18 protein-coding genes are annotated in these 19,260 nt (G+C 74.7%); 14 read left to right on the forward strand and 4 right to left on the reverse strand.

From position 1 onward, the window contains the following. Window positions 1-5: 5 nt before the first annotated feature. From ACWEN0_RS13355 to ACWEN0_RS13370, 4 genes are read right to left on the reverse strand one after another with little or no spacing between them, the layout of a single operon-like run. On the reverse strand, window positions 6-3,974 hold the full coding sequence (locus tag ACWEN0_RS13355) for a non-ribosomal peptide synthetase (protein WP_451972672.1): 3,969 nt from the start codon (window positions 3,972-3,974) through the stop codon (window positions 6-8). 10 nt (window positions 3,975-3,984) lie between these two features. After that, window positions 3,985-4,248, reverse strand: a complete 264-nt coding sequence (locus ACWEN0_RS13360) for an acyl carrier protein (RefSeq protein WP_451972674.1) — start codon at window positions 4,246-4,248, stop codon at window positions 3,985-3,987. Window positions 4,249-4,259: 11 nt separating this feature from the next. Beyond that, window positions 4,260-5,138, reverse strand: a complete 879-nt coding sequence (locus ACWEN0_RS13365; protein ID WP_451972676.1) for a ketopantoate reductase family protein — start codon at window positions 5,136-5,138, stop codon at window positions 4,260-4,262. Continuing rightward, the gene (locus ACWEN0_RS13370) at window positions 5,135-5,329 is read right to left on the reverse strand and encodes an MbtH family protein (RefSeq protein ID WP_451972678.1); all 195 of its coding nucleotides are present in this window, start codon (window positions 5,327-5,329) and stop codon (window positions 5,135-5,137) included. The genes ACWEN0_RS13365 and ACWEN0_RS13370 overlap by 4 nt, the downstream gene beginning before the upstream one ends. Before the next feature lie 270 nt (window positions 5,330-5,599). Between ACWEN0_RS13370 and ACWEN0_RS13375 the strand changes: the two genes are divergently transcribed. The 14 genes from ACWEN0_RS13375 to ACWEN0_RS13440 are packed head-to-tail and all read left to right on the forward strand — an operon-like array spanning window position 5,600 to window position 19,238. After that, complete coding sequence (locus ACWEN0_RS13375) at window positions 5,600-6,403, forward strand: hypothetical protein (protein WP_451972680.1); 804 nt, start codon at window positions 5,600-5,602, stop codon at window positions 6,401-6,403. Continuing rightward, the gene (locus tag ACWEN0_RS13380; protein ID WP_451972682.1) at window positions 6,400-6,948 is read left to right on the forward strand and encodes a GNAT family N-acetyltransferase; all 549 of its coding nucleotides are present in this window, start codon (window positions 6,400-6,402) and stop codon (window positions 6,946-6,948) included. The genes ACWEN0_RS13375 and ACWEN0_RS13380 overlap by 4 nt, the downstream gene beginning before the upstream one ends. Further along, entirely contained in the window at window positions 6,945-8,192 is a 1,248-nt protein-coding gene (locus tag ACWEN0_RS13385) for an ATP-grasp domain-containing protein (RefSeq protein WP_451972683.1), read from the forward strand. Before ACWEN0_RS13380 ends, ACWEN0_RS13385 begins: the two co-directional genes overlap by 4 nt. A gap of 10 nt (window positions 8,193-8,202) precedes the next feature. Next, window positions 8,203-8,919, forward strand: coding sequence for a thioesterase II family protein (locus tag ACWEN0_RS13390; protein ID WP_451972684.1), 717 nt, complete (start codon window positions 8,203-8,205; stop codon window positions 8,917-8,919). Next, the gene (locus tag ACWEN0_RS13395; protein WP_451972686.1) at window positions 8,916-11,147 is read left to right on the forward strand and encodes a non-ribosomal peptide synthetase; all 2,232 of its coding nucleotides are present in this window, start codon (window positions 8,916-8,918) and stop codon (window positions 11,145-11,147) included. Before ACWEN0_RS13390 ends, ACWEN0_RS13395 begins: the two co-directional genes overlap by 4 nt. Next, window positions 11,144-11,401: an acyl carrier protein gene (locus ACWEN0_RS13400; RefSeq protein ID WP_451972688.1), complete on the forward strand. Its 258-nt coding sequence runs from the start codon at window positions 11,144-11,146 to the stop codon at window positions 11,399-11,401. The genes ACWEN0_RS13395 and ACWEN0_RS13400 overlap by 4 nt, the downstream gene beginning before the upstream one ends. Next, window positions 11,398-12,666, forward strand: coding sequence for an MFS transporter (locus tag ACWEN0_RS13405; RefSeq protein ID WP_451972690.1), 1,269 nt, complete (start codon window positions 11,398-11,400; stop codon window positions 12,664-12,666). Before ACWEN0_RS13400 ends, ACWEN0_RS13405 begins: the two co-directional genes overlap by 4 nt. After that, window positions 12,663-13,895 carry a beta-ketoacyl [acyl carrier protein] synthase domain-containing protein gene (locus ACWEN0_RS13410; protein ID WP_451972692.1) on the forward strand — a complete coding sequence of 411 codons (1,233 nt, stop codon included), beginning with the start codon at window positions 12,663-12,665 and terminating at the stop codon, window positions 13,893-13,895. Before ACWEN0_RS13405 ends, ACWEN0_RS13410 begins: the two co-directional genes overlap by 4 nt. Next, the gene (locus ACWEN0_RS13415; protein WP_451972694.1) at window positions 13,889-15,034 is read left to right on the forward strand and encodes a beta-ketoacyl-[acyl-carrier-protein] synthase family protein; all 1,146 of its coding nucleotides are present in this window, start codon (window positions 13,889-13,891) and stop codon (window positions 15,032-15,034) included. The genes ACWEN0_RS13410 and ACWEN0_RS13415 overlap by 7 nt, the downstream gene beginning before the upstream one ends. Then, entirely contained in the window at window positions 15,027-15,491 is a 465-nt protein-coding gene (locus ACWEN0_RS13420) for a hypothetical protein (RefSeq protein WP_451972696.1), read from the forward strand. Before ACWEN0_RS13415 ends, ACWEN0_RS13420 begins: the two co-directional genes overlap by 8 nt. Further along, window positions 15,488-16,837 (forward strand): class I adenylate-forming enzyme family protein, encoded by a 1,350-nt coding sequence (locus ACWEN0_RS13425; protein ID WP_451972698.1) that lies wholly within the window; start codon window positions 15,488-15,490, stop codon window positions 16,835-16,837. Before ACWEN0_RS13420 ends, ACWEN0_RS13425 begins: the two co-directional genes overlap by 4 nt. 11 nt (window positions 16,838-16,848) lie before the next feature. Continuing rightward, window positions 16,849-17,541 carry a thioesterase II family protein gene (locus ACWEN0_RS13430; protein WP_451972700.1) on the forward strand — a complete coding sequence of 231 codons (693 nt, stop codon included), beginning with the start codon at window positions 16,849-16,851 and terminating at the stop codon, window positions 17,539-17,541. Window positions 17,542-17,568: 27 nt separating this feature from the next. Further along, window positions 17,569-18,273, forward strand: a complete 705-nt coding sequence (locus tag ACWEN0_RS13435; protein ID WP_451972702.1) for a 2OG-Fe(II) oxygenase — start codon at window positions 17,569-17,571, stop codon at window positions 18,271-18,273. Then, on the forward strand, window positions 18,270-19,238 hold the full coding sequence (locus ACWEN0_RS13440; protein ID WP_451972704.1) for an ornithine cyclodeaminase family protein: 969 nt from the start codon (window positions 18,270-18,272) through the stop codon (window positions 19,236-19,238). Before ACWEN0_RS13435 ends, ACWEN0_RS13440 begins: the two co-directional genes overlap by 4 nt. Window positions 19,239-19,260 lie beyond the last annotated feature (22 nt).

Below are 19,260 nucleotides of genomic sequence, written 5' to 3' on the forward strand. Positions count from 1 at the left end.
CCGGCTCAGGCCGGGCGGGCGAAGGGGTACCCGGGCAGCCGGACGCGCCGCGCCCGCCGGTCGGCGAGCTCGACGTCCACCCCGGCGCACCACAGCCCGGCCAGTGCCGTGTGGACGTCCGATGTGGACACCGCCGTGAGCTCCGGGCGCGCCGAAATCGCGTCGGCGAACCCCCCGCCGAAGTCGACGACCACGGCCGCCCGGCCGCCCGTGGCGGCGAGCAGCGACGCGGTCGCGTCCGGGGGCGCGGCGAGGTGCTTGGCCCACAGCCGGGTGTCGATCGGCCGCCCGGCGGGCAGGATGCCGCCCGCGGTGGCGACCGGCACGGCCGGCGGGGCGAAGGTGACGTCGTCGGGTGAGGCCAGGCGCGCGCCGTCGGCGTAGGACAACGCCCCGGCCGCGACCGCGGCGGCGATGTGCCCGGTGCCGTCGCCGGTCACGACGTCCGGGGTCGCGCCCCGGGCGGTCAACGCCTCGAGCAGCGCGTGCTGCTCGGCGAGGGGTGTCCGGTCGAAGGCGAAGACCAGGCGGACCGGCCGGGTCCGGTCGACGACCCCGGCCACCCCGCCGGCTCGCAGCCCGGCCACGGCTTCGGCGACGTCGTCGGCGACGACGGCGAAGCGGTGGGGGAACCGTTCGCGGCCGCGGTCCAGGGTGGCCGCGACGCCCGCGAGGTCGAGCCCCGGAGTGCGCGAGAGGTGCTCGGCCAGTTGGCGACGCGCTTCGGCGAGCACCGGCTCGGCCGCCGCCGACACCGCCAGGACCTGACGGCCACCGAGCGGAAGCGGCGCCGGGGAGACTTCCGGCAGCCGCGAGACGACGGGAGCAGCCGTAACCGGGGCGCTGGGCGAGGCCGCCTCCCGCGGTGCGACGTTCGTCAGCAACGCCACCTGGGCCCGGACCGTCGTGTGCCGCAGGAGATCACCGATCGTCGGGGCCGAGGTGAACCGCGACCGCAGTCCGGCCTGCAGCTTGACCAGGATCAGCGAGTGCCCGCCGACGTCGAAGAAGTTGTCGTCCATCGCGAACGTGTCGTGCTCCAGCAGCTCCGCCCACGCCGCGCGCACCAGGTCCACTGTGGACTCCGCCGTGGCGGCGACCGGAGCGATGACCGGGGCGGCGGGCACCACAGGCGCCGGCTGCGTGGCCGCGTCCACCTCGGGCAGCCGGCGGCGGTCGATCTTGCCGTTCGGTGTCAGCGGCATCCGGTCCAGCGGCACCAGGAACCGCGGCACCGCGAACGCCGGCAGCACCTCCCGCGCGTGCCGGCGCAGCTCTTCCACCGTGCCGCCCGGGCCGAACACGACGTACGCCGCGATCTCCTTCTCACCGCGGCTGTTGAGGCACACCCGGACGAACGCCGCCTCCACCGAGGCGTGCGCCGCCAGGGCCGACTCGACTTCGCCGAGCTCGACGCGCTGGCTGCGGATCTTCACCTGGTTGTCGTTGCGGCCGATGAACTCCAGCCGGCCGTCCGGCAGCCACCGCACCCGGTCACCCGTGCGGTACAGACGCGCGCCCGGCACGCCCGAGTACGGGTCCGGGATGAACCGGCGCGCCGTCTCGCGGGGGTTGCCCAGGTACCCGCGCGTGACGCCGGTGCCGCCCAGCAGCAGCTCACCGGGCACGCCGCGGGGCGCCTGGCGCATCGTGGCGTGGTCGAACACGACGTAGCCGTCGGTCTCCGGGACCACCGAGCCGATCGGCAGCGTGCGCGTGTGCTCCTCGATCTCGGTGACCGGCATCCACGTCGTGGTGAACGAGTTCTCCGTCGGCCCGTAGCTGTGCAGCAGGGTGCCGGGCGCGCACCAGCGCAACGCCTTTTCCATGTGCGGCACCGAGATGATCTCCCCGCCGAAGTACACCCGGCGCAGCCCGGGGAACAGGTCGGGCACGTCCTCGATCAGCCGGTTCAGCAACGGCGTCGACACGATCAGCGTCGTGATCCCGCGTTCGCGGAACGCCGTCCGCAGCTCCGGCGGGCTCAGCGTCAGCTCCTTGTCGAAGATCACCAGCTCGGCGCCGTGCGTGAGCGCGCCCCAGACCTCGTAGGTCGCGCCGTCGAAGTTCAGCGGGGACAGCTGCGAGACGACGTCGGTGTGGTGCAGCGGCACGAAGTCCGGCCGGTCCAGCAGCCGGATGAACCCCGAGTGCGGCCACACGACGCCCTTGGGCCGGCCGGTCGAACCGGACGTGTAGAGGACGTTGAACACCGAAGCCGGGTCGATCTCGACCTCGGGCGGCGTCGCCGGGTGGCGGGCGGCCTCGGCGAGCGCCTCGTCGACGAGGTAGATCGGGCACTTGGGCAACCGCACCCGCTCGACGAACCCGGGCGCGCCGATCACCAGCCGGGGGCGGGCGTCGTCGATCACCATCTGCAACTGCGCGTCGGGGTAGGCCGGGTCCAGCGGCACGTACGCCGCGCCGGCCATCAGCGTGCCCAGCCAGAACACGACCGACGCCGGGCCCGGCGGCAGCAGCAGCGCCACCAGCGACTCCGCGCCCGCCCCTTCGGCCCGCAGCCAGTTCGCCACCGACGCCGCCCGCGCGACGAGCTCGGCGTAGGTGAGCACTTCGTCGTGGTAGCGCACCGCCACCGCGTCCGGGCGCCGCTCCGCGTGCCGGCGCACCATGTCGGGCAGCAGGACGCGGTTGACCGGCTCGCGTTCGGTGGCCGGCCGCGCCGGCACGAACGGGTCGCACGCGGCCACCAGCGCCCCGCAGCTCGCGGCCGGGTCGGCGACGGCGTCGGTGAGAAGCTTGACCAGCTGCGCCAGCAGCAGCTCGGCCGTGCTGTCCCGGTAGACCAGGGTGTCGTGGTCGACGCGCAGCCGGATGTGCGCCTCGCCCTCGAGCGCGGCCAGCGACAGGTCGTACTTCCCGGCCGCCGTCTCGTGTTCGACGACCCGGACCGTCGTGCCGCCGACGGTCCAGGCCTGCTCCTCCTCCGGGAAGTACATGAAGACGCTGTTGTCGATGAGCGCCGCGCCGCCGGCCCGCCGGATCTCGCGCAGGTCCGCCGAGGGCACGTCCGAGTGCTCCAGCGAGTCGAGCATCTGGTCGCGGACGCGGTCGACCAGGGTCGCGAAGGAGTCGCCGAAGTCGAGCTTGCTGCGCACCGGCAGCACCCGGGCCAGCAGGTCGATCCGGTCTTCGTTCTCGGGGGTGCGCGAGGCGAACAGCATGCCCGTGGTGCCGTCGGCGGTGGCGCTCCACGCGTGCAGCAGGGTCAGCCACGCGCTCAGCACGACCACCGCGGGAGAAGCGAGCCGCTCACGGGCCACCGCGCGGACGCGGTCGAGGACCTCGCCGGACAGGACGCTCTCGCGGAACCCGGCCACCCCCGGCACCGAACCGGGACGGTTCAGGTCCGCGATCGGCGCGAGCGACGGCGGCTGGTCGGCCAACAGGCCCGTCCAGTAGGCGGTGACCTCGGCCGGCGGGGCGTCCACAGTGGACGTCTCGGCCGGCAGCGGCGCGGCCCACGGCGGGTTCCCGGCGGCGCGCGAGGCGTAGGCGTGCGCGAGGTCGCGCACCAGGATGCCCTGCGACCAGCCGTCGGACACGATGTGGTGCACGGCCAGCACGAACAGCGCGCCGCCGTCGGCGGTCAGCAGCGTGCCCCGCACGAGCGGCTCGGACGCGAGGTCGAACGGCTGCGTCGCGACCGCCGCGGCCCACTCCAGCGCCGCGGCGCGGTCGTAGCGGCCGGGTCGCCGGTGTTCGACGAACGGCACGGGCGGCCGGGCGTGCACCACCTGCACGAGTTCGCCGTCCTCGGTGCGGAAGGCACTGCGCAGGTTGGGGTGCCGCTCGACGACGTCGGCGAGCGCGGCCCGCAGGACCGCGACGTCGGCGCCGGGGGTGAACTCGAGGTCGAGCGGGATGGTGAACCGGGCGGACTCCGGCTCCCGCTGCATGGCGAGCCACACCTCGGCCTGCTCGGCCGTCGCCGGCCTACGTGCCTCGATCACAGTGATCCTTTCAGTTGCCGGCCTGGCGCCGCACGACGAAGTCGGCGAGGGTGCTGATGGACCGGAAGTTCACCGGCGAGAAGTCGGTGTCGGAGATGGCCACGCCGAACTGCTGCTCGCAGCGGGCGCGCAGCTCGATGAACCCGAGGGAGTCGAGCCCGAGGGTCTCCTGCAGGCTGTCGTCGGCGTGGATGCCGCCGTCGGGGACGTCGACGTACAGGTCGGCGACGAGGATTTCCCGCAGCGTGTTCTCCAGGGCGGTCTTCGGCGACATGGGCGCTTGCCTCACTCTCGGGTTCCGGCGGGCAGGAGCGTGCCCGCCTGGTGCGCGAGCCGGTCGGTGGCCGGGGTCGGGATGCCCCTCCGGCGGCCGGCCGCGTGGATCGGGCCGGCGATCGCGTCGAGTTCGCCGGGCGTGCCGCGTTCGGTGTCGCGCTGCAGCGACGTGCGGGTCCGGCCGGGTGCGCGGGTCAGCGCGCGCAGGACGCGGCCGCGGTCCAGGCGGGCACCTTCGGCCCGTCCCACCGCGCAGGCTTCCTCCGCGCAGGCGACCATCAGCCGGGTCAGCTCGTCGTCGGCCCGGACCCGCTCGAGCGGCCCGGCCGCGCACGACGTCGCGAGGGCCAGGGGGGCCAGCAGGGCGAGCTTGCGCCACAGGACGTCGGCCGCCGAGCCGCCGTCGGCGCAGCCGATCCCGGCCGCCGCCAGCGCCGCCGAGACGACGCCGGGCGGGCCGGCCAGCTCGATCTCGGTGAACAGGGACTCCTGCCGGACCTCGCCGGGCGCGGTGCGGGCGGCCTCGATCCGGATCGCGCCCGCGACCACGCGGCCGCCGAACCGCGCCCGCAGCGGCGGCAGGTGGTCGAGCCCGTTGAGCAGCGGGACGACGACGCCGGGTTCGGCCGCGACGCTCGTCAGCGCGCCGGCCAGGTCGGGGTGCTTGACGCAGATCCACAGCACGTCGACGGGCTCGGCGAGCCGCGCCGCGGCCGGGACCGCGACCGTGAAGCTCTCGCGGGTCCCGTGGTGCACGGTGACGGCGCCGGGGTGGCGGGGGAGCGCGGAGGGCCGCACGAGGAGCGTCACGGTCTCGCCGCCGCGGGCCAGCGCGGCCGCGAGGGCGAGCCCGACCCCGCCGCCGCCGAGCACCGCGTGGCGGCTCATGCGGACCGGCGGACCGAGCGCGGGGCGATGTCGCGCCACGTGCCGGCGACGTGGTCGAGGCAGGCTTCCTCGGTGCCGGCGAACCCGGCCGCGCGCCAGCCCGGCGGCAGCGCGAGCCCGGCGGGCCAGACCGAGTACTGCTCTTCGTCGTTCACCACCGCGACATGCGTCGCGCCGTCGTCTTCCGGCACTCTCGCTCCCCGTCCGCACGCACCCGGCACAGCTGACGAAATCGACTTTAGCCAGCCGCGGACACCCGGCTTCTCCATTTCTGCGCATTCGAAGCGGCACGCCGATAAGACCGGAAGCGTATTCCAGAATGCTGTGATGTGCATCACCAATCGTTTCGGTTGCCCTGATCGACATCAGGCTGACACCTTGTGGAGCACGGGTATTCGCCGTCGGATTTCGCGTGGGGGTATTTCGTGGCAGGGTCGGCAGACGGAGTCGGCGACCGTGAGGTGCGGACGCTCAATCCGTCGCAATCGAATCCGCGGCTTCGTTACGAATTCGACCGCGGCAGCGGTTACGAGACCGAGATCAGGCTGACCGCCGCCCTCTCCGCCCTCATTCCCGAGGACGAGCTGCTGCACTCCGACCACCGGTTCTTCCAGCTCGTGCACCTGCTGACCGAGTACTGCTGGGTCGCCGTGCACCACAGCCTGTGCGACCTGACCGCCGCCCTCGACCGGGGCGACGCGATCGCCGCGGGCCGCCTGCTGGTGCGGTGCGCCGACGTCGCGTCGCTCACCGTCGAGTGCCTGCGCGTCATGGCGAACTCCCTCACCCAGGTCTCGTTCCTGCGCATGCGCGACGACCTCGCCGGCGCGGCCTCCGGGCTCGCCTCGCCCGGCTCGCGCAACGTCCGCCGCGCCGCGCACGCCGTGTGGGCCGCCTTCGAGGCCGCCACCGCCGACGCCGGGGCGACCCCGGCCGACCTGGTCGAAGCGACCCATCCGGACTCCCGCGCCACCGGGCGCGTCGCGCAGCTCGCCGACGTCATGCTCGGCCTGCAGCGGTTCGACACCCAGGTCCTCGAATGGAAGCAGGTCCACCTCAACCTCGTCTGGCAGATGCTCGGGGGCCAGCCCCGCGCCGCCGACGAGCAGGACGAGGACGGCGCCCGCCCCCGCAGCATGCGCGGGAAGTCCATCTCCGACCTGGAGCGGCTGGCCGTGCGGCCGCTGTTCCCCAAGCTGTGGTTGCAGAACACCGCGGTCTACCGCGCCATGAGCGCGACGATCCCCGACGAAGAGGCGGCATGACGCAGAAAACGGAACACCCCACACCCGCCGGCGCGCCGCTCACGGTCCTGGCCACGCCGCGGACCACCCTGCGCGAGGTCGCCTTCGACGAGGTCCGCGCGATCCTGGCCGGCGAGCCCGCCGGGGACCGGTGGGCGTGGGCGCCCGGCTACCCGTTCGACGGCACCGTCGGCGGCGCGAAGCTGGTGCTGCGGATGGTCACCGCGGACGCCTACCGGCCGGGGTTCGGCCTCTACCAGATCGTCGACCGCGAATCCGGGCTCGCGGTCGGCGACATCGGCTTCCACTCGGCGCCCGACGCCGACGGCTCGGTCGAGATCGGCTACGGCCTGATCGAGCCGTTCCAGGGCCGCGGGCTGGCGACCGAAGCCGTCGAAGCGCTGCTGGAGTGGACGTTCGGCCAGCCGGGCGTCACCACCGTGCGCGCCGAAACCGAGGAGGACCACCTGCCCTCGCGGCGCGTGCTGGAGAAGACCGGGTTCACGCTCGTGCGGACGGACGGCGAGACCCGCGAATACACCAGGCGGCGGGAGCCGGCGTCATGATCAAGGTGGCGGTGTTCGAATCGGCCGACGCGTCCGCCCTGCCGGACCTGCTCGACGCGGCGGACGACTGGTGCGAGCTGGTCGTCGTCAACGCGGGCCCGCAGCCGTGGACGGCAGCCGAGCGGGAAGGCGTCGCCGACCTGGCCGAGGTCGTCGACGCGGCCGGGGCCGGCCCGGACGCGATCGCCGCGGAGCTGGCCGCCCTCGGCGTCGACGGCGTGGTGACCGTCGAGGACGAATGGCTCCCGCTGGTCGCCGCGGTCGCCACCCGGCTGGGCCTGCCCGGCCACGACGAAGCGACCGCCGAAGCCGTGACCCGCAAGGACGTCCAGCGCGCGCGGCTGGCCGGCACCGGGCTCGCCGTGCGAGCCGTGCCCTTCGGCGACGAAGCCGGGCTCGTCGCCGCGATCGCCGAAGTCGGCTTCCCCGCGGTGCTCAAACCGGTGCGCGGCAACGGCAGCTTCAACATCTTCCCCGTCGACGACGAGACCGAACTGCGCGCGGCACTGGCCGAGGCGGCGGAGACCGCGGGCCCCCGGACGGCCGCGGCGGGGACGTGGCTGCTGGAGGAACGCCTGATCGGCGTCCCGCACGACCGCGAGGACTGGCTCGGCGACCACTTCTCGGTCGAAATGGCCACCCTCGGCGAAGGCGAGCACTGGCCGTTCTGGTTGTCGGACCGGTTCCCGCTGCTCCCGCCGCTGCGCGACGGCGGGATGACCGGGCCGTCGCTGCTGTCGTGGGAGACCCAGCAGCTCGCGATCGACCGTGCCGCGGACATCCTGACCACGCTGGGCGTCACGAACGGCCTCGCGCACATGGAGTTCAAGCTGACCGCCGGCGGCCCGCGGCTGATCGAGGTCAACGGCAGGCTCGGCGGGTTCCTCTCCTCGATCGTGCCGCGCGTGAGCGACCTGAACCCCGTGCGCCTGGCCCTGGAACTGGCCGCCGGCAAGGCCGAGCGCCGCCCGGTCGTCCCCACCGGCTACGCGGGCTGCGTCTTCACCCAGTTCCCGGCCGAGGCCCGCCGGCTCACCGCGCTCGCCGACCCCGCCGAGCTGCTGCGGGTGCCCGGCGTCTGGCGGGTCGACCCCCGCCGGGTGGTCGGCGACGTGCTCGACTACCGCACCGGCCTGCACGGGCGCCTGCAGAACGTCTGGATCGAAGGCGACACCCCGGCCGCCTTCCGCGCGACCTGGGAGGCCGCGTCCGCGGCCATCGCCGAGGGCAACCGGTTCGAGTGAGGGGACGACGATGACGAACGGCGTGCCCGTCCTGTGCTTCCCGCCCGCGGGCGCGGGGCCGAGCTTCTTCCAGGCATGGCCGGCCGCGTCGGCCGCACTGCGGTTCGCCGCCGTCGAACTGCCGGGCAAGGAACGCCGCTTCGCCGAAGAACCGGCGACCACCATGACGCACCTGCTCGACGCGATCGCCGAGGACGTCCTGCGCGAAGCCGGCGCGGCCGGCCGGGTCGGCGTCTTCGGCCACTCCTTCGGCGCGCGCGTCGCCTACGAAGCGGCCCGCCTGATCGCCCGCGAACAGCCCGGCACGGACCTGACGCTGTTCGTCAGCGGCGCGGCGCCTCCCGCGGTCCGGCGGCCGGCGCCGATCGCCGGACTGCCCGACGACGAGTTCGTCGAGGCGGTCGCCGACCTCGCCGGCTACCGGCATCCCGCGCTGGCCGACCCGGACCTGCGAGAGCTGCTCCTGCCCGCGCTGCGCGGCGACGTCGCGGTCGACGAGACCTACCAGCCGGACCACACGGGGCCCGTCGCGTTCCCGATCGTCTCGATCCGCGGCGCCGACGACGAACTGGTGTCCGCGGCGGCCGCCGCCGGCTGGGCCGAAGCGACGTCGGCGGCCTGGCGGGCCGAGGAGCTTCCCGGCGGCCACATGTACCTGGTCGAGCAGTGGCAGCCGCTGGTGGCGCTGCTGGAAAGCGCACTGGCGGGCGAAGGGGCACGGCCGTGACCGCGGCGGTCCCGGACCCCTTGGCCCACCTGGCGGGTCCGGGCCCGGCGTCCACTGTGGACCTGGGGCCGGCCGACCCCGCCGACGTGCTCGCCGCGCTCGGGCTCGTACTCGGCCGCTACGCCCGCGCGTCGACGCTGGCCTTCGGTGTGCCCGGCGGCGCCACCCTCGTGACCGTCGAGGAAGACCAGCCGGTCGGCGTCTTCCGCAAGCAGACCGCCGCCGCGCCCGCCGGCACCACCCGCGACGTCCCTCGTGTCGGCATCGAGGCGGGCCCGGCACGAGTGTCGCCGTTCCCGCTGACCGTGCACGTCCTCGGCGGCCGCGCCACTTGCCGGTTCGCCGAAGACGCCGTCGCGCCCTGGGCGGCGGCCCAGCTCGGACGGCACCTCCAAGCCGTGCTCGCCGAACTCCGCGACGGCGACCAGGATCGGCCGCTGGCCGACATCGCCCTCGACGCCGGACCCGAACCGGCCCCGCCTGCCGCAGGCGATCCGCGCACCATCACCGAAGTCTTCGCCGAGCAGGCCACCCGGCGTGGGCCGGCGACCGCGGTTTCCGGTGACGACGAGCGCCTCACCTACACCGAACTCGCCGCGCGCGGTGACCGGTTCGCCGCCGGGCTGCGCGCCCGCGGCATCCGGCCCGGCGACCGGGTCGGCATCGTGCACGAACGCGGTGCCGCGCTCGTCGCGCTGCTGCTCGGCGTGCTGCGGGCCGGCGCCGTGTACGTGCCGCTCGATCCCGCCTACCCCGACCAGCGCCTCGCCTACATCGCCGAAGACGCCGGGCTCGCGCTCGTGGTCACCGACCAGGCGTCCGCGGGCCGCCTGCCCGGCGTCCCGTCGGCCGAACTGCCCGCCGACGGCGAGGTGCCGGCCGGGCTCGCCGGTTCCGGCGATCCCGCCTACGTCATCTACACCTCCGGCTCGACCGGCCGCCCCAAGGGCGTCGTCGTCCCGCACCGCAACGTCGTCGACCTCGTCTCCGGCACCGCCGGCGACTTCGGGCTCGGCGACACCGACGTCTGGACGTGGTTCCACTCGGTCGCCTTCGACTTCTCCGTCTGGGAGATCTGGGGCCCGCTGCTCACCGGCGGCCGGGTCGTGGTCGTGCCGGAGTGGACGCGCCGGTCGCCCGACGAGTTCGCCGCCCTGCTGCGCGACGAGCGCGTCACCGTCCTCAACCAGACGCCGTCGAGCTTCGCGCAGGTCATCGAGACGCAGGTGCGGAGGTTCGACGACCTCCCCCTGCGGCTGGTCGTCTTCGGCGGCGAGCCGCTGGACGCCTTCGCGCTGCTGCCGTGGCTGGACCGCTACCCGGAGACGCGCTGCCGGCTCGTGAACATGTTCGGCATCACCGAAACCACGGTCCACGTGACCGCGCAGACGGTCACCCGCGCCGACGCGCTGGCCGGGTCGCGGTCGGTGGGCCGGGCGATCCCCGGCTGGGAGGTCCACGTCGTCGACGCGCGTGGCCGCCGGCTGCCGCCCGGGGTGCCCGGTGAGATCGCCGTCGGCGGGGCCGGGCTCGCGCACGGCTACCTCGGCCGTCCTGAGCTGACGGCGCACCGCTTCGTCACCGGCCCCGGCACGGGACGGCGCCGCTACCTCAGCGGTGACCTCGGCCGGCTGCTGCCCGACGGCCGCCTCGAGCACCTCGGCCGGATCGACAGCCAGGTCAAGCTGCGCGGCTACCGCATCGAGCTCGACGAGATCCGCAAGGTCCTGCTGGCCGAACCCGACGTCGCCGCGGCCGCGGTCGTCCTCGCCGTGCCGGGAACCCCTGAAGCCCGCCTCGACGCCTACGTCGTCACTTCCGGGGCCGACCTGGCGGGCCTGCGCACCCGCGCGGCCGCCGTGCTGCCCGCGTACATGGTCCCCTCGACGTTCACGGCCGTGCCCGCGCTTCCCTTGACGGTCAACGGAAAGCTCGACGAAGCCGCCCTGCCCGAGCCGGTCCTGGGCAGCGCGCCGGTCGACGAGACCGGGGACGGCGACGTCGTGCTGGCCGCGTGGCGCTCGGTGCTGGGCGCCACGGTCGGGCCGGACGACCACTTCTTCGACAGCGGCGGCAACTCGCTGCTGGCCGCCAAGACCCTGGCCGTCCTGCGCGGAGCCGGCCTCACCGTCGGGATCCGCGACCTCTACGGCCACCCCACCCCGCGCCTGCTCGCCGCCCACTTCGCCGCCGCTCCGCCGTCCACACAGAAGGAAGCCCAGCCGTGACCACTCCGCACCCGCAGCCCGACCTCGAAGCCCTGGTCCGCCGGACGTGGGCCCGCGTGCTGGGCCACGACCGGTTCACCGACGAGGACTTCTACTTCTCCGTCGGCGGCAACTCCCTCGGCGCGACCCGGATCATGGCGGCGCTGGGCCGGGAGCTCGGCACGCGGCTGCCGGTCCGGATGGTGTTCGACCACCAGACGGTCACCGCATTGGCCGCCGCCGTGGCCACCCGGCTCGAGGCGAACGCGGCATGAAGGGCCTGAGCCGGATCGCCGCCCTGCCGCGGGCGGCGCGGCTGCTGATCTTCACCAACGGGATCAGCGCGCTCGGCGCGGGCATGGTGATGCCGTTCCTCTGGATCTACCTGACCGAGGTGCGGCACCTGCCCACCTGGGTGCCCGCGGCGACGCTGGCGGTGCAGGCGTTCGCGGCGGTGTTCGGCGGCCTGGCCTACGGCATGCTGCTGGACCGGCTGCCCTACAACGTCGTCGTGCCGGTGGCCAACGTCAACGCCGGGATCGGCACACTGCTGTTCGCCTTCGCCGGGCAGGCCTGGATCGCGGTCGCGGCGGCGATCGTGTTCGGGTTCGGGATCAGCGGGGTCGGCACCGTCGTGCGCGCCGCCTACGGGGCGACCACGGGCCCGGAGCAGCGGGAGACGGCGTACTCGGCGGACTACGGCGTGCTCAACATCGCGATGGGGATCGGCGTGATCCTCGGCGGGGTGTTCGCCGCGCTGGCGTTCCTCAGCCCGGTCGGCCGGTACTTCCTGATGTACTCGATCGACGCGGCGACGTTCTTCGTGATGGCCGTGGCGACCGTGCGGGCGCTGCCCAACCGGGTGCACCACGCCGAAAGCAAGGCCGGCGCCGTCCGCGGCAGCTACCGGGCCGTGCTGCGCTCGCCGAGCCTGCTGGCGCTGCTGGCCGTGCTGCTGCTGTCCGCGCTGGTGTCCTTCGGCCAGTTTCGCGCGGGCCTGCCGGGCTACCTCACCCAGACCGGTGCCATCACCGCGAGCGGGCTGTCGTTCGCCTTCGCCGTCAACATCATCCTCTGCGCCGTGGTGCAGTTCCTGGTGATGCCGCACCTCGAGCGGTTCTCGCGGACGCTGCTGGTCGCGGCCAGCGGCGTGCTGTTCGCGGCGTGCTGGGTGTTCGTGCTGCTGGCCGGCGGCCACACCGGCATGACGGCGCTCGTGCTCGCCACGGTCGCGGTGATCCTGCTGTCGATCGGGGAGTCCCTGGTGGTCCCGCTGCTGACGACGTTGCTCAACAACGCCGTCAGCGAAGAACTGCGCGGCCGGGCCAACGCGCTGTTCTCGATCACGCTGTCCACCAGCGCCGTCATCGGGCCGTCGGTGGCCGGGGCGCTGCTGCCGATCGGGTCCGGTGCCGCGTTCGTCGGCGTGATGATCGTCCTGAGCGTCGTGGCGACGCTGCTGGTGCTGGGCCTGCGCCGGGCGCTGCCCGCCGAGCGGGCCGAGCCGGAGACCATCGACGAAGTGGAGGCGGCGGCATGACCACCGAGGCTGGATCGGGCGCGATCGCGATCGTCGGCATGGGCTGCCGCTACGCCGGCGCCGCGAGCGCGACGCAGTTCTGGGACAACCTGCGGGCCGGGCGCGACCGCTTCACCCGCGGCGGCCCGGTGCCTCCGGGCGACGGGCCGCGCGATATCCCGGCGTGGGGCCTGATCCCCGACCGCAACCGCTACGACGCCGGCCTGGTCGGCTACACGCGGGAGACGGCCGAGCGCGACCCGCAGCACGGCATGCTCTACGAGGCGCTGTGGGCCGCGGCCGAGGACGCCGGAGTGCGGCTCTCGGACATCGGCCCGTCGACCGCGCTCTACGCCGGGGTGGCTCGCACCAAGCACGTCGAACGCGGCACCTTCGAGTCCACAGTGGACAAGGACGCCACGTTCGCCGGGCCGCACTTCTCCTACTTCCACGACCTGCACGCCGAAAGCATCATGGTCGACGCCTCGTGCGCGACCGGGCTGGTCGTGGTGCACCTGGCCTGCCAGAGCCTGCGGCTGGGCGCGTGCGACTACGCGCTCGCCGGCGGGGTCGCGGTGATGGACACGGACGGCAGCTACGAGTACACGCCCAACGGCATCTACTCCAGCGAAGGCGTCTGCCGTCCGTTCGACCGGGCCTCGACCGGCACCGTCCCGGGTGACGGCGTCGGCGCGGTGCTGCTGCGCCGGCTCGAGGACGCGCTCGCCGACGGCGACCCGATCCACGCGGTGATCCGCTCCACCGCCGTCGACAACGACGGGCGGCAGAAGGCCGGGTTCACCATCCCGGGCGTCGAGGGCAAGATCCGGGTCGTCACCAAGGCGCTGGCCGGGGCCGGGCTGACCGGCGCCGACCTCGGGTACGTCGAGGCGCACGGCGTCGGCATCCCGGTCAACGACCAGATCGAGGCCACCGCGCTGACCGAGGCGCTCGGCCCCGAAGGCCAGCCGCTCGCCGTCGGCTCGGTGAAGGCCAGCATCGGGCACACCGACACCGCGGCCGGGCTGGCCGCGCTGATCAAGACGGCGTACGCGGTGGAGCACGGGTTCCTGCCCGCCACCCCGAACACCGGCGACCCGATCGAGGAGCTGACCGCGGGCGGCGACCGGTTCTCGATCGTGCCCGAGGGCCGCGAGTGGACGGCCGGAGTGACGCGCCGGGCCGGGGTCATGTCGGCCGGGATCGGGGGCACCAACGCGTTCGCGGTCCTCGAGCAGGTCCCGTGCTGACCGGAGCCCGGCACCGCGACCAGGTGCTCTGCGTGACGGGCACCGCCTGGCGCACGGCACTGGGCGCCGGCCGCGAGCAAGTCTGGCGGGCCCTGCTCGCCGGGCGCTCCGGCCTGCGCGTGGTGCCCGGGTCGAGCAAGGTCCGCAGCTTCGTCGCCGGCCCGCTGCCCGACGGCCCGGCCGAGGGGACCGCGCGGGAGCGGCACGTCGAACTGGCCGTCCTCACGGCCGAGGCGGCCCTGCGCGACGCCGGGCTCGAGGACACCGATCCGGTGCTGGTGCTCGGCACCAGCCTGGGCCCGCACATCGACGACGCGGACCCGGGGTCGCTGCACGACTGGGCGGCCGAGGCCGCCAAGCGGCTGGGCCTGACGCGGCCGCCGGTGTCGCTGTCGACGGCGTGCTCGTCGGGCTCGGACGCGATCGCCGTCGCCGCCGAGCTGCTGAACGCGGGCTACGCGGACGTCGCCGTCGCGGGCGGCGTCGACCTGCTGACCGAAGGCAAGCGGCTCGGGCATTCGCTGCTGGGCACCCTGTCCTCGTCGACGCACCGCGCGTTCGACGCCGACCGCAGCGGGATGCTGCCCGGCGACGGCGCCGGGTACGTCGTGCTCGAGCGCGCCGGCCCGGCCCGGCGCCGGGGCGCCCGCGTGCACGGGTACCTGCGCGGCTGGGGTTCCACCAACGACGCGGCCGGGATGACCGCGCCGAAACCCGACGGGGAGGCCGCCGCGCGGGCCGTCCGCCGCAGCGTCGAGGTCGCCGGGCTGGACCTGGCCGACGTCGCGGTCGTGAACGCCCACGGCACGGCGACCGTCCTCAACGACCAGGCCGAAGCGACCTGCCTGGCCGGGTTGTTCGGCGACGTGCCGCGCCCGCCGGTGGTGTTCGCGACCAAGGGTGCACTGGGCCATTCGCTCGGCGCGACCGGCGTGGTCGAGGCGATCACGTTGCTGCTGGCGCTGCGGGACCGGCGCGTTCCGCCGGTGCTCGGCCTCACCCAGCCGATGCCGGAGCTGCGGCTGCCGGTGGCGCGCGACGCGTCCCGCGCGTTCGACGGCGGCTTCGGGATCAGCCTGACCCTCGGCTTCGGCGGGTTCAACACCTGCCTGCTGGTCGAACGGGGGGACGATGCCTGAACCGGTCACCGCGACCCGCGCGCCGGACGCCCCCCGCCCGCCCGGCGCGCCGATCCGCTACGCCGACGCGTCCGCCTGGCTCGTGTGCGACCTCGTCGGCCAGGCCCTGCGCGACTGGTCCGGCCCCCGCGACCGGGTCGGCGTCCTCGGCATCAGCGAGTACGCCACGGGCGACACCCTGCGCCAGGTCGCCCTCGATGTCGCGAAGAAGGCGGTCTCGCCGCTGCGGTTCGTCGCCGCGAGCCCCGGGACCCTGGTCGGGCTGAGCTGCCTGCACCACGGCCTGCACGGGCCGAGCCTGCTGCTCACGATGCCGCCGTCCGACGGCCTGCCCGTCGCGCGGGTGCTCGCCGCGCAGTGGCTGGCCGGCGCCGCGCCCGCGGTGCTGCTGGTGACCCACCACGTCGACCGCTCGGGCACCCACCGCGGCACCTGCGAACTCCTGGAGGCGGCGTGAACGACACCGCGGTGACCGTGCGGGAGGTCGAAGACCTGCTCGCCCGGACGACCTGGCCCGGTGCCACCGGCGACTGCCCGGGGGTGGCGGAGCTCGCCCGCCGGTTCGCCGCGGCCGGCCTGCCCCCGGGGTCGGTGGTGCTCGTGGCGCTGCCCAACGGCACCCGGCTGATCCGGGTGTTCTTCGCCCTGGTCCTGGCCGGGCTGGTCCCGACGCTGCTGGCCGCGTCGACCCCGGCGACGCGCCTGCGTGCCACCGCGGCCCGGCTCGGCGCCGCGGCGCTCGTCCGCCCGGCCGGCACGGACGTCGCCGTCACGCACCTGGCCGAGGGACCGCGCCGCACGCACCGGCCGGGGCAGGCCGTCCTGCTCACCTCCGGCACGTCCGGGATGGCCACCGGCTGCCTGCACGACGTCACCGCGTTGCGGCGCAACGCTTCCCGGCACGCCCGGAGCATCGGCCTGCGGCCGGCCGACCGGATGCTGATCACGCTGCCGATGCACTACTCCTACGCGCTGGTCGCCCAGGTGCTGGCCGCGCTGGTCACCGGCGCGTCGCTGGTGGTCACCGGGCCGCCGTTCACCCCGGCCGGCTACCGCGACGTCGTCGCCGCGCACGACGTCACCGTCTCCGCCCTGACCCCGCTGCTCGTCGCCGGCCTGCTCGCCGACGACGGCCGGCTGCCCCGCGGGCTGCGGGCGCTCGGTGTCGGCGGCAACGCGCTCGCCCCGGACCGCACCGCCCGGCTGCTGACCGAGAACCCGGGGCTCGAGCTGTACCTGACCTACGGGCTCACCGAAGCCGGACCGCGGGTGGCGACCCTTGCCGCGCACCGCGAGCCCTCGCGCCGGTTCGCCTCGGCCGGGACACCGCTGCAGGGCGTCCGGCTCGGCGTGCGCGACGCCGGGCGCGGCCCCGCCGAACAGGAGGTGCTCGTCACCGCCGACACCGTGTACCGGGCCAAGGTCGGGGTCGAAGGCGGGGTGTCGCGCGGCAAGCTCGTCGGGCCGGACACCATCGCCACCGGCGACGTCGGCCGCCTCGACGACGACGGCTACCTGTGGCTCAGCGGCCGGATCTCCGACTTCGCGATCGTCCGCGGCGACAAGGTGTCGCTCTCCTCGGTGCGCACGGCGGCCGAGTCGCTCGACGGCGTCCTGCGCGCGGTCGTCACCCCGCCCGGCGACGAGAACGCCGGCGCGCTCGGGCTCGCGGTCTACGTCGACGAGTCCCGGTCCCTGTCCGAAACGGACGTCCGGCGGACGCTGTACCCGTTGCTGACGCCCAACGAGCGCCCCGGCGAACTGACCGTGCACCCGGTCGCCGCCGGGAGCCTGCACAAGTAGGGGAGAACGCCGTGGAACTGCTCTGCGTACCGGGGGCCGGCGGCTCGGCCCGGGCCTACCGCCCGTGGGCCGCGGCACTGGCCCCGGAACTCACCGTCCGCGCGCTCGACCTGCCGGGCCGGGGCAAGGCGGCGCGGGAGACCCCGGCGTCGACGCTGGTGGGCGCGGCCGCGAAGCTCGTCGAACGGATCCCGGACGACGGCCGCTACGCGCTGGCCGGGCACAGCATGGGCGGGCTCGTCGTCTACGAGATGGCGCGCCGGATCTGCGCGTCGGACGCACTGCCGCGGCCGGAGTTCGTCGTCATCGCCGGGGCGCGGCCGCCGCACCTGATCTCGGCCGCCGAGTTCAACCGGCTCACCACCACCGGGGACGACGACTTCGTCAACGGGCTCGTCGCCCTCGGTTTCCTCGACCCGGTCGCCCGGCAGTCGCCGATGCGCGCCCTGTTCGTGCCGACCCTGCGCGCGGACCTGGGGCTGGTGGCGGGGTACGAACCGGGACCCGTCGAGGCGCTGCCGGTCGACCTGTTCGCCTGGTACGGCCGCGCCGACCTCACCGCGCCGGGCAGCGCGGTGGCGGAATGGGCGCGCTACACCGGCGCGCGGTTCGAGGCGGCCGCCTTCCCCGGCGGCCACGACTTCCCGTTCGACCGGCCGCCCGCGGTGGCCGAGCGGCTGCGGGCGCACCTGAGCGTCCACTGAGGACGATCCGACACACGAGGAGGCACCATGTCGGCCACCATCGACCACACCCCGGGCCGGTTCACGGGCTGGACCCCGCCGCGGGAGCTGCCCTTCCACTGGCACATCTACGACGTCGGCAGCGCCCTGCCGGCCGGGTGGGCCGAGGAGCTGCTGGACGTCGCGGCCGGGCAGGCCGCCCGGCGCAGCTTCCGCCCGACTATGACCACCGCGCGCGAGACCCCCGACGCGGTCATCCCGCTGGAGTCGGTCGACGGCGAGGTGCTCGTCGAGCGGGCGCCGTGGGTCGGCGAGCTCTACACGGGCTGGTTCCGGCAGCTGGGCGAGCGGCTGATCGACGAGCCGCTGGAGCTGACCAGCACCGCCAACCGGGCGCTGAGCCTGAACGTGCAGCGCGGCATCACCATGCGCTACCCGTGCCACGTCGACAGCAACCCGATGGAGGGCCTGCTGTACCTGACCGACTGCACCGAGGAGACCGGTGGCGGCCTGGTCGTCTCCCGCAACCGCCACGCCCGTGACGTGTCCGAAGTGGACGAAGACGCGGCCGTCATCTACCCGCGGCGGGGCCAGCTGTTCTTCTTCGACGCCCGCTTCCACCCGCACTACGTCCAGCCGCTGCGCACCGCGGACGCCCTGCGCGCGGTCGTCACGATGAACTACTACACGCGGTCGATCCCGGAAGCGGTGCGCCCGGCCGGGCTCGACGACCAGCTGTTCGGCACGCGATGACGCTGCTGGTGCTCTCCGGCGACGACGTCCGCGCGGCGTTCCCGCCCGGCGAAGGCCTCGCGCCGATGCGCGACGCCCTGATCGCCCTTTCGCGCGGCGAGGCGCATCAGCCGCTGCGGCCGGTCGTCTCCCCGGAGGGCGCGTCGGGGCTGCTGGCGATGATGCCCGCTTACACCGCCGGCGCGGGCTACGGCGTCAAGATCGTCTGCCTGTTCGAGGGCAACACCGCGCTCGGCCTCGACGCCCACCAAGGCGCGATGCTGCTCTTCAGCGGAGACACCGGGGAGGCCCTGGCGCTGCTGAACGCCTCGGTGCTGACCGAGCTGCGGACCCCGGCGGTCACGGCGGTGGCGACCGAGGCGCTGGCCCGTTCGGGCGCCGCGGAGCTGACGGTGTTCGGCATCGGCGTCCAGGGGGCGGCGCACGTCCGGACGCTGGCGGCGGTCCGCCCGCTGAAGCGGGTGCGGGTGGTGGCCGGGGACGCGTCGCGGGCCGGGCGGGCGTGCGCGGCGCTGTCGGCCGAACTGGGGGTGCCGGTGGAGGTGGCGTCGTCGGCGGAGGAGGCCGTGCGCGCGGCCGACATCGTGGTGACGGCGACCACCGCGACGGCCCCGGTCCTGCGGCACGAGTGGCTGCGCCCGGGCACCCACGTCAACGCCGTGGGCTCGTGCGTCCCGCACACCCGCGAGCTGGACACGGCGACGATGGCCGCCGCGCGGGTGTTCGTGGACTCGGTCGAATCGGCGACGCACGAGGCCGGGGACTACTTGTTCGCCGCGCGCGAGGCGGCGATCGACCTCACCCCGCTGGGCGACGTCCTGCTCGGTCGCGCGCCGGGCCGGACGTCGCCGGAGGAGATCACGGTGTTCGAGTCGGTCGGCCTCGCGGTCCAGGACCTGGCGGCGGCCCGGTTCGTGGTGGCGCGCGCGGAGGAGACGGGCGCGGGCACGCGTGTCGCGTACTGACCGCGGTACGTGACAGTTCCCG

Source organism: Amycolatopsis sp. NPDC004378 (assembly GCF_053602455.1).

Bases quoted from the DNA above. Each gene is read 5' to 3' on its own strand.
- ACWEN0_RS13360 (WP_451972674.1), bottom strand. From the start codon at position 4,248: ATGTCGCCGAAGACCGCCCTGGAGAACACGCTGCGGGAAATCCTCGTC.
- ACWEN0_RS13365 (WP_451972676.1), bottom strand. From the start codon at position 5,138: ATGAGCCGCCACGCGGTGCTCGGCGGCGGCGGGGTCGGGCTCGCCCTC.
- ACWEN0_RS13380 (WP_451972682.1), top strand. From the start codon at position 6,400: ATGACGCAGAAAACGGAACACCCCACACCCGCCGGCGCGCCGCTCACG.
- ACWEN0_RS13385 (WP_451972683.1), top strand. From the start codon at position 6,945: ATGATCAAGGTGGCGGTGTTCGAATCGGCCGACGCGTCCGCCCTGCCG.
- ACWEN0_RS13390 (WP_451972684.1), top strand. From the start codon at position 8,203: ATGACGAACGGCGTGCCCGTCCTGTGCTTCCCGCCCGCGGGCGCGGGG.
- ACWEN0_RS13405 (WP_451972690.1), top strand. From the start codon at position 11,398: ATGAAGGGCCTGAGCCGGATCGCCGCCCTGCCGCGGGCGGCGCGGCTG.
- ACWEN0_RS13410 (WP_451972692.1), top strand. From the start codon at position 12,663: ATGACCACCGAGGCTGGATCGGGCGCGATCGCGATCGTCGGCATGGGC.
- ACWEN0_RS13420 (WP_451972696.1), top strand. From the start codon at position 15,027: ATGCCTGAACCGGTCACCGCGACCCGCGCGCCGGACGCCCCCCGCCCG.
- ACWEN0_RS13435 (WP_451972702.1), top strand. From the start codon at position 17,569: ATGTCGGCCACCATCGACCACACCCCGGGCCGGTTCACGGGCTGGACC.
- ACWEN0_RS13440 (WP_451972704.1), top strand. From the start codon at position 18,270: ATGACGCTGCTGGTGCTCTCCGGCGACGACGTCCGCGCGGCGTTCCCG.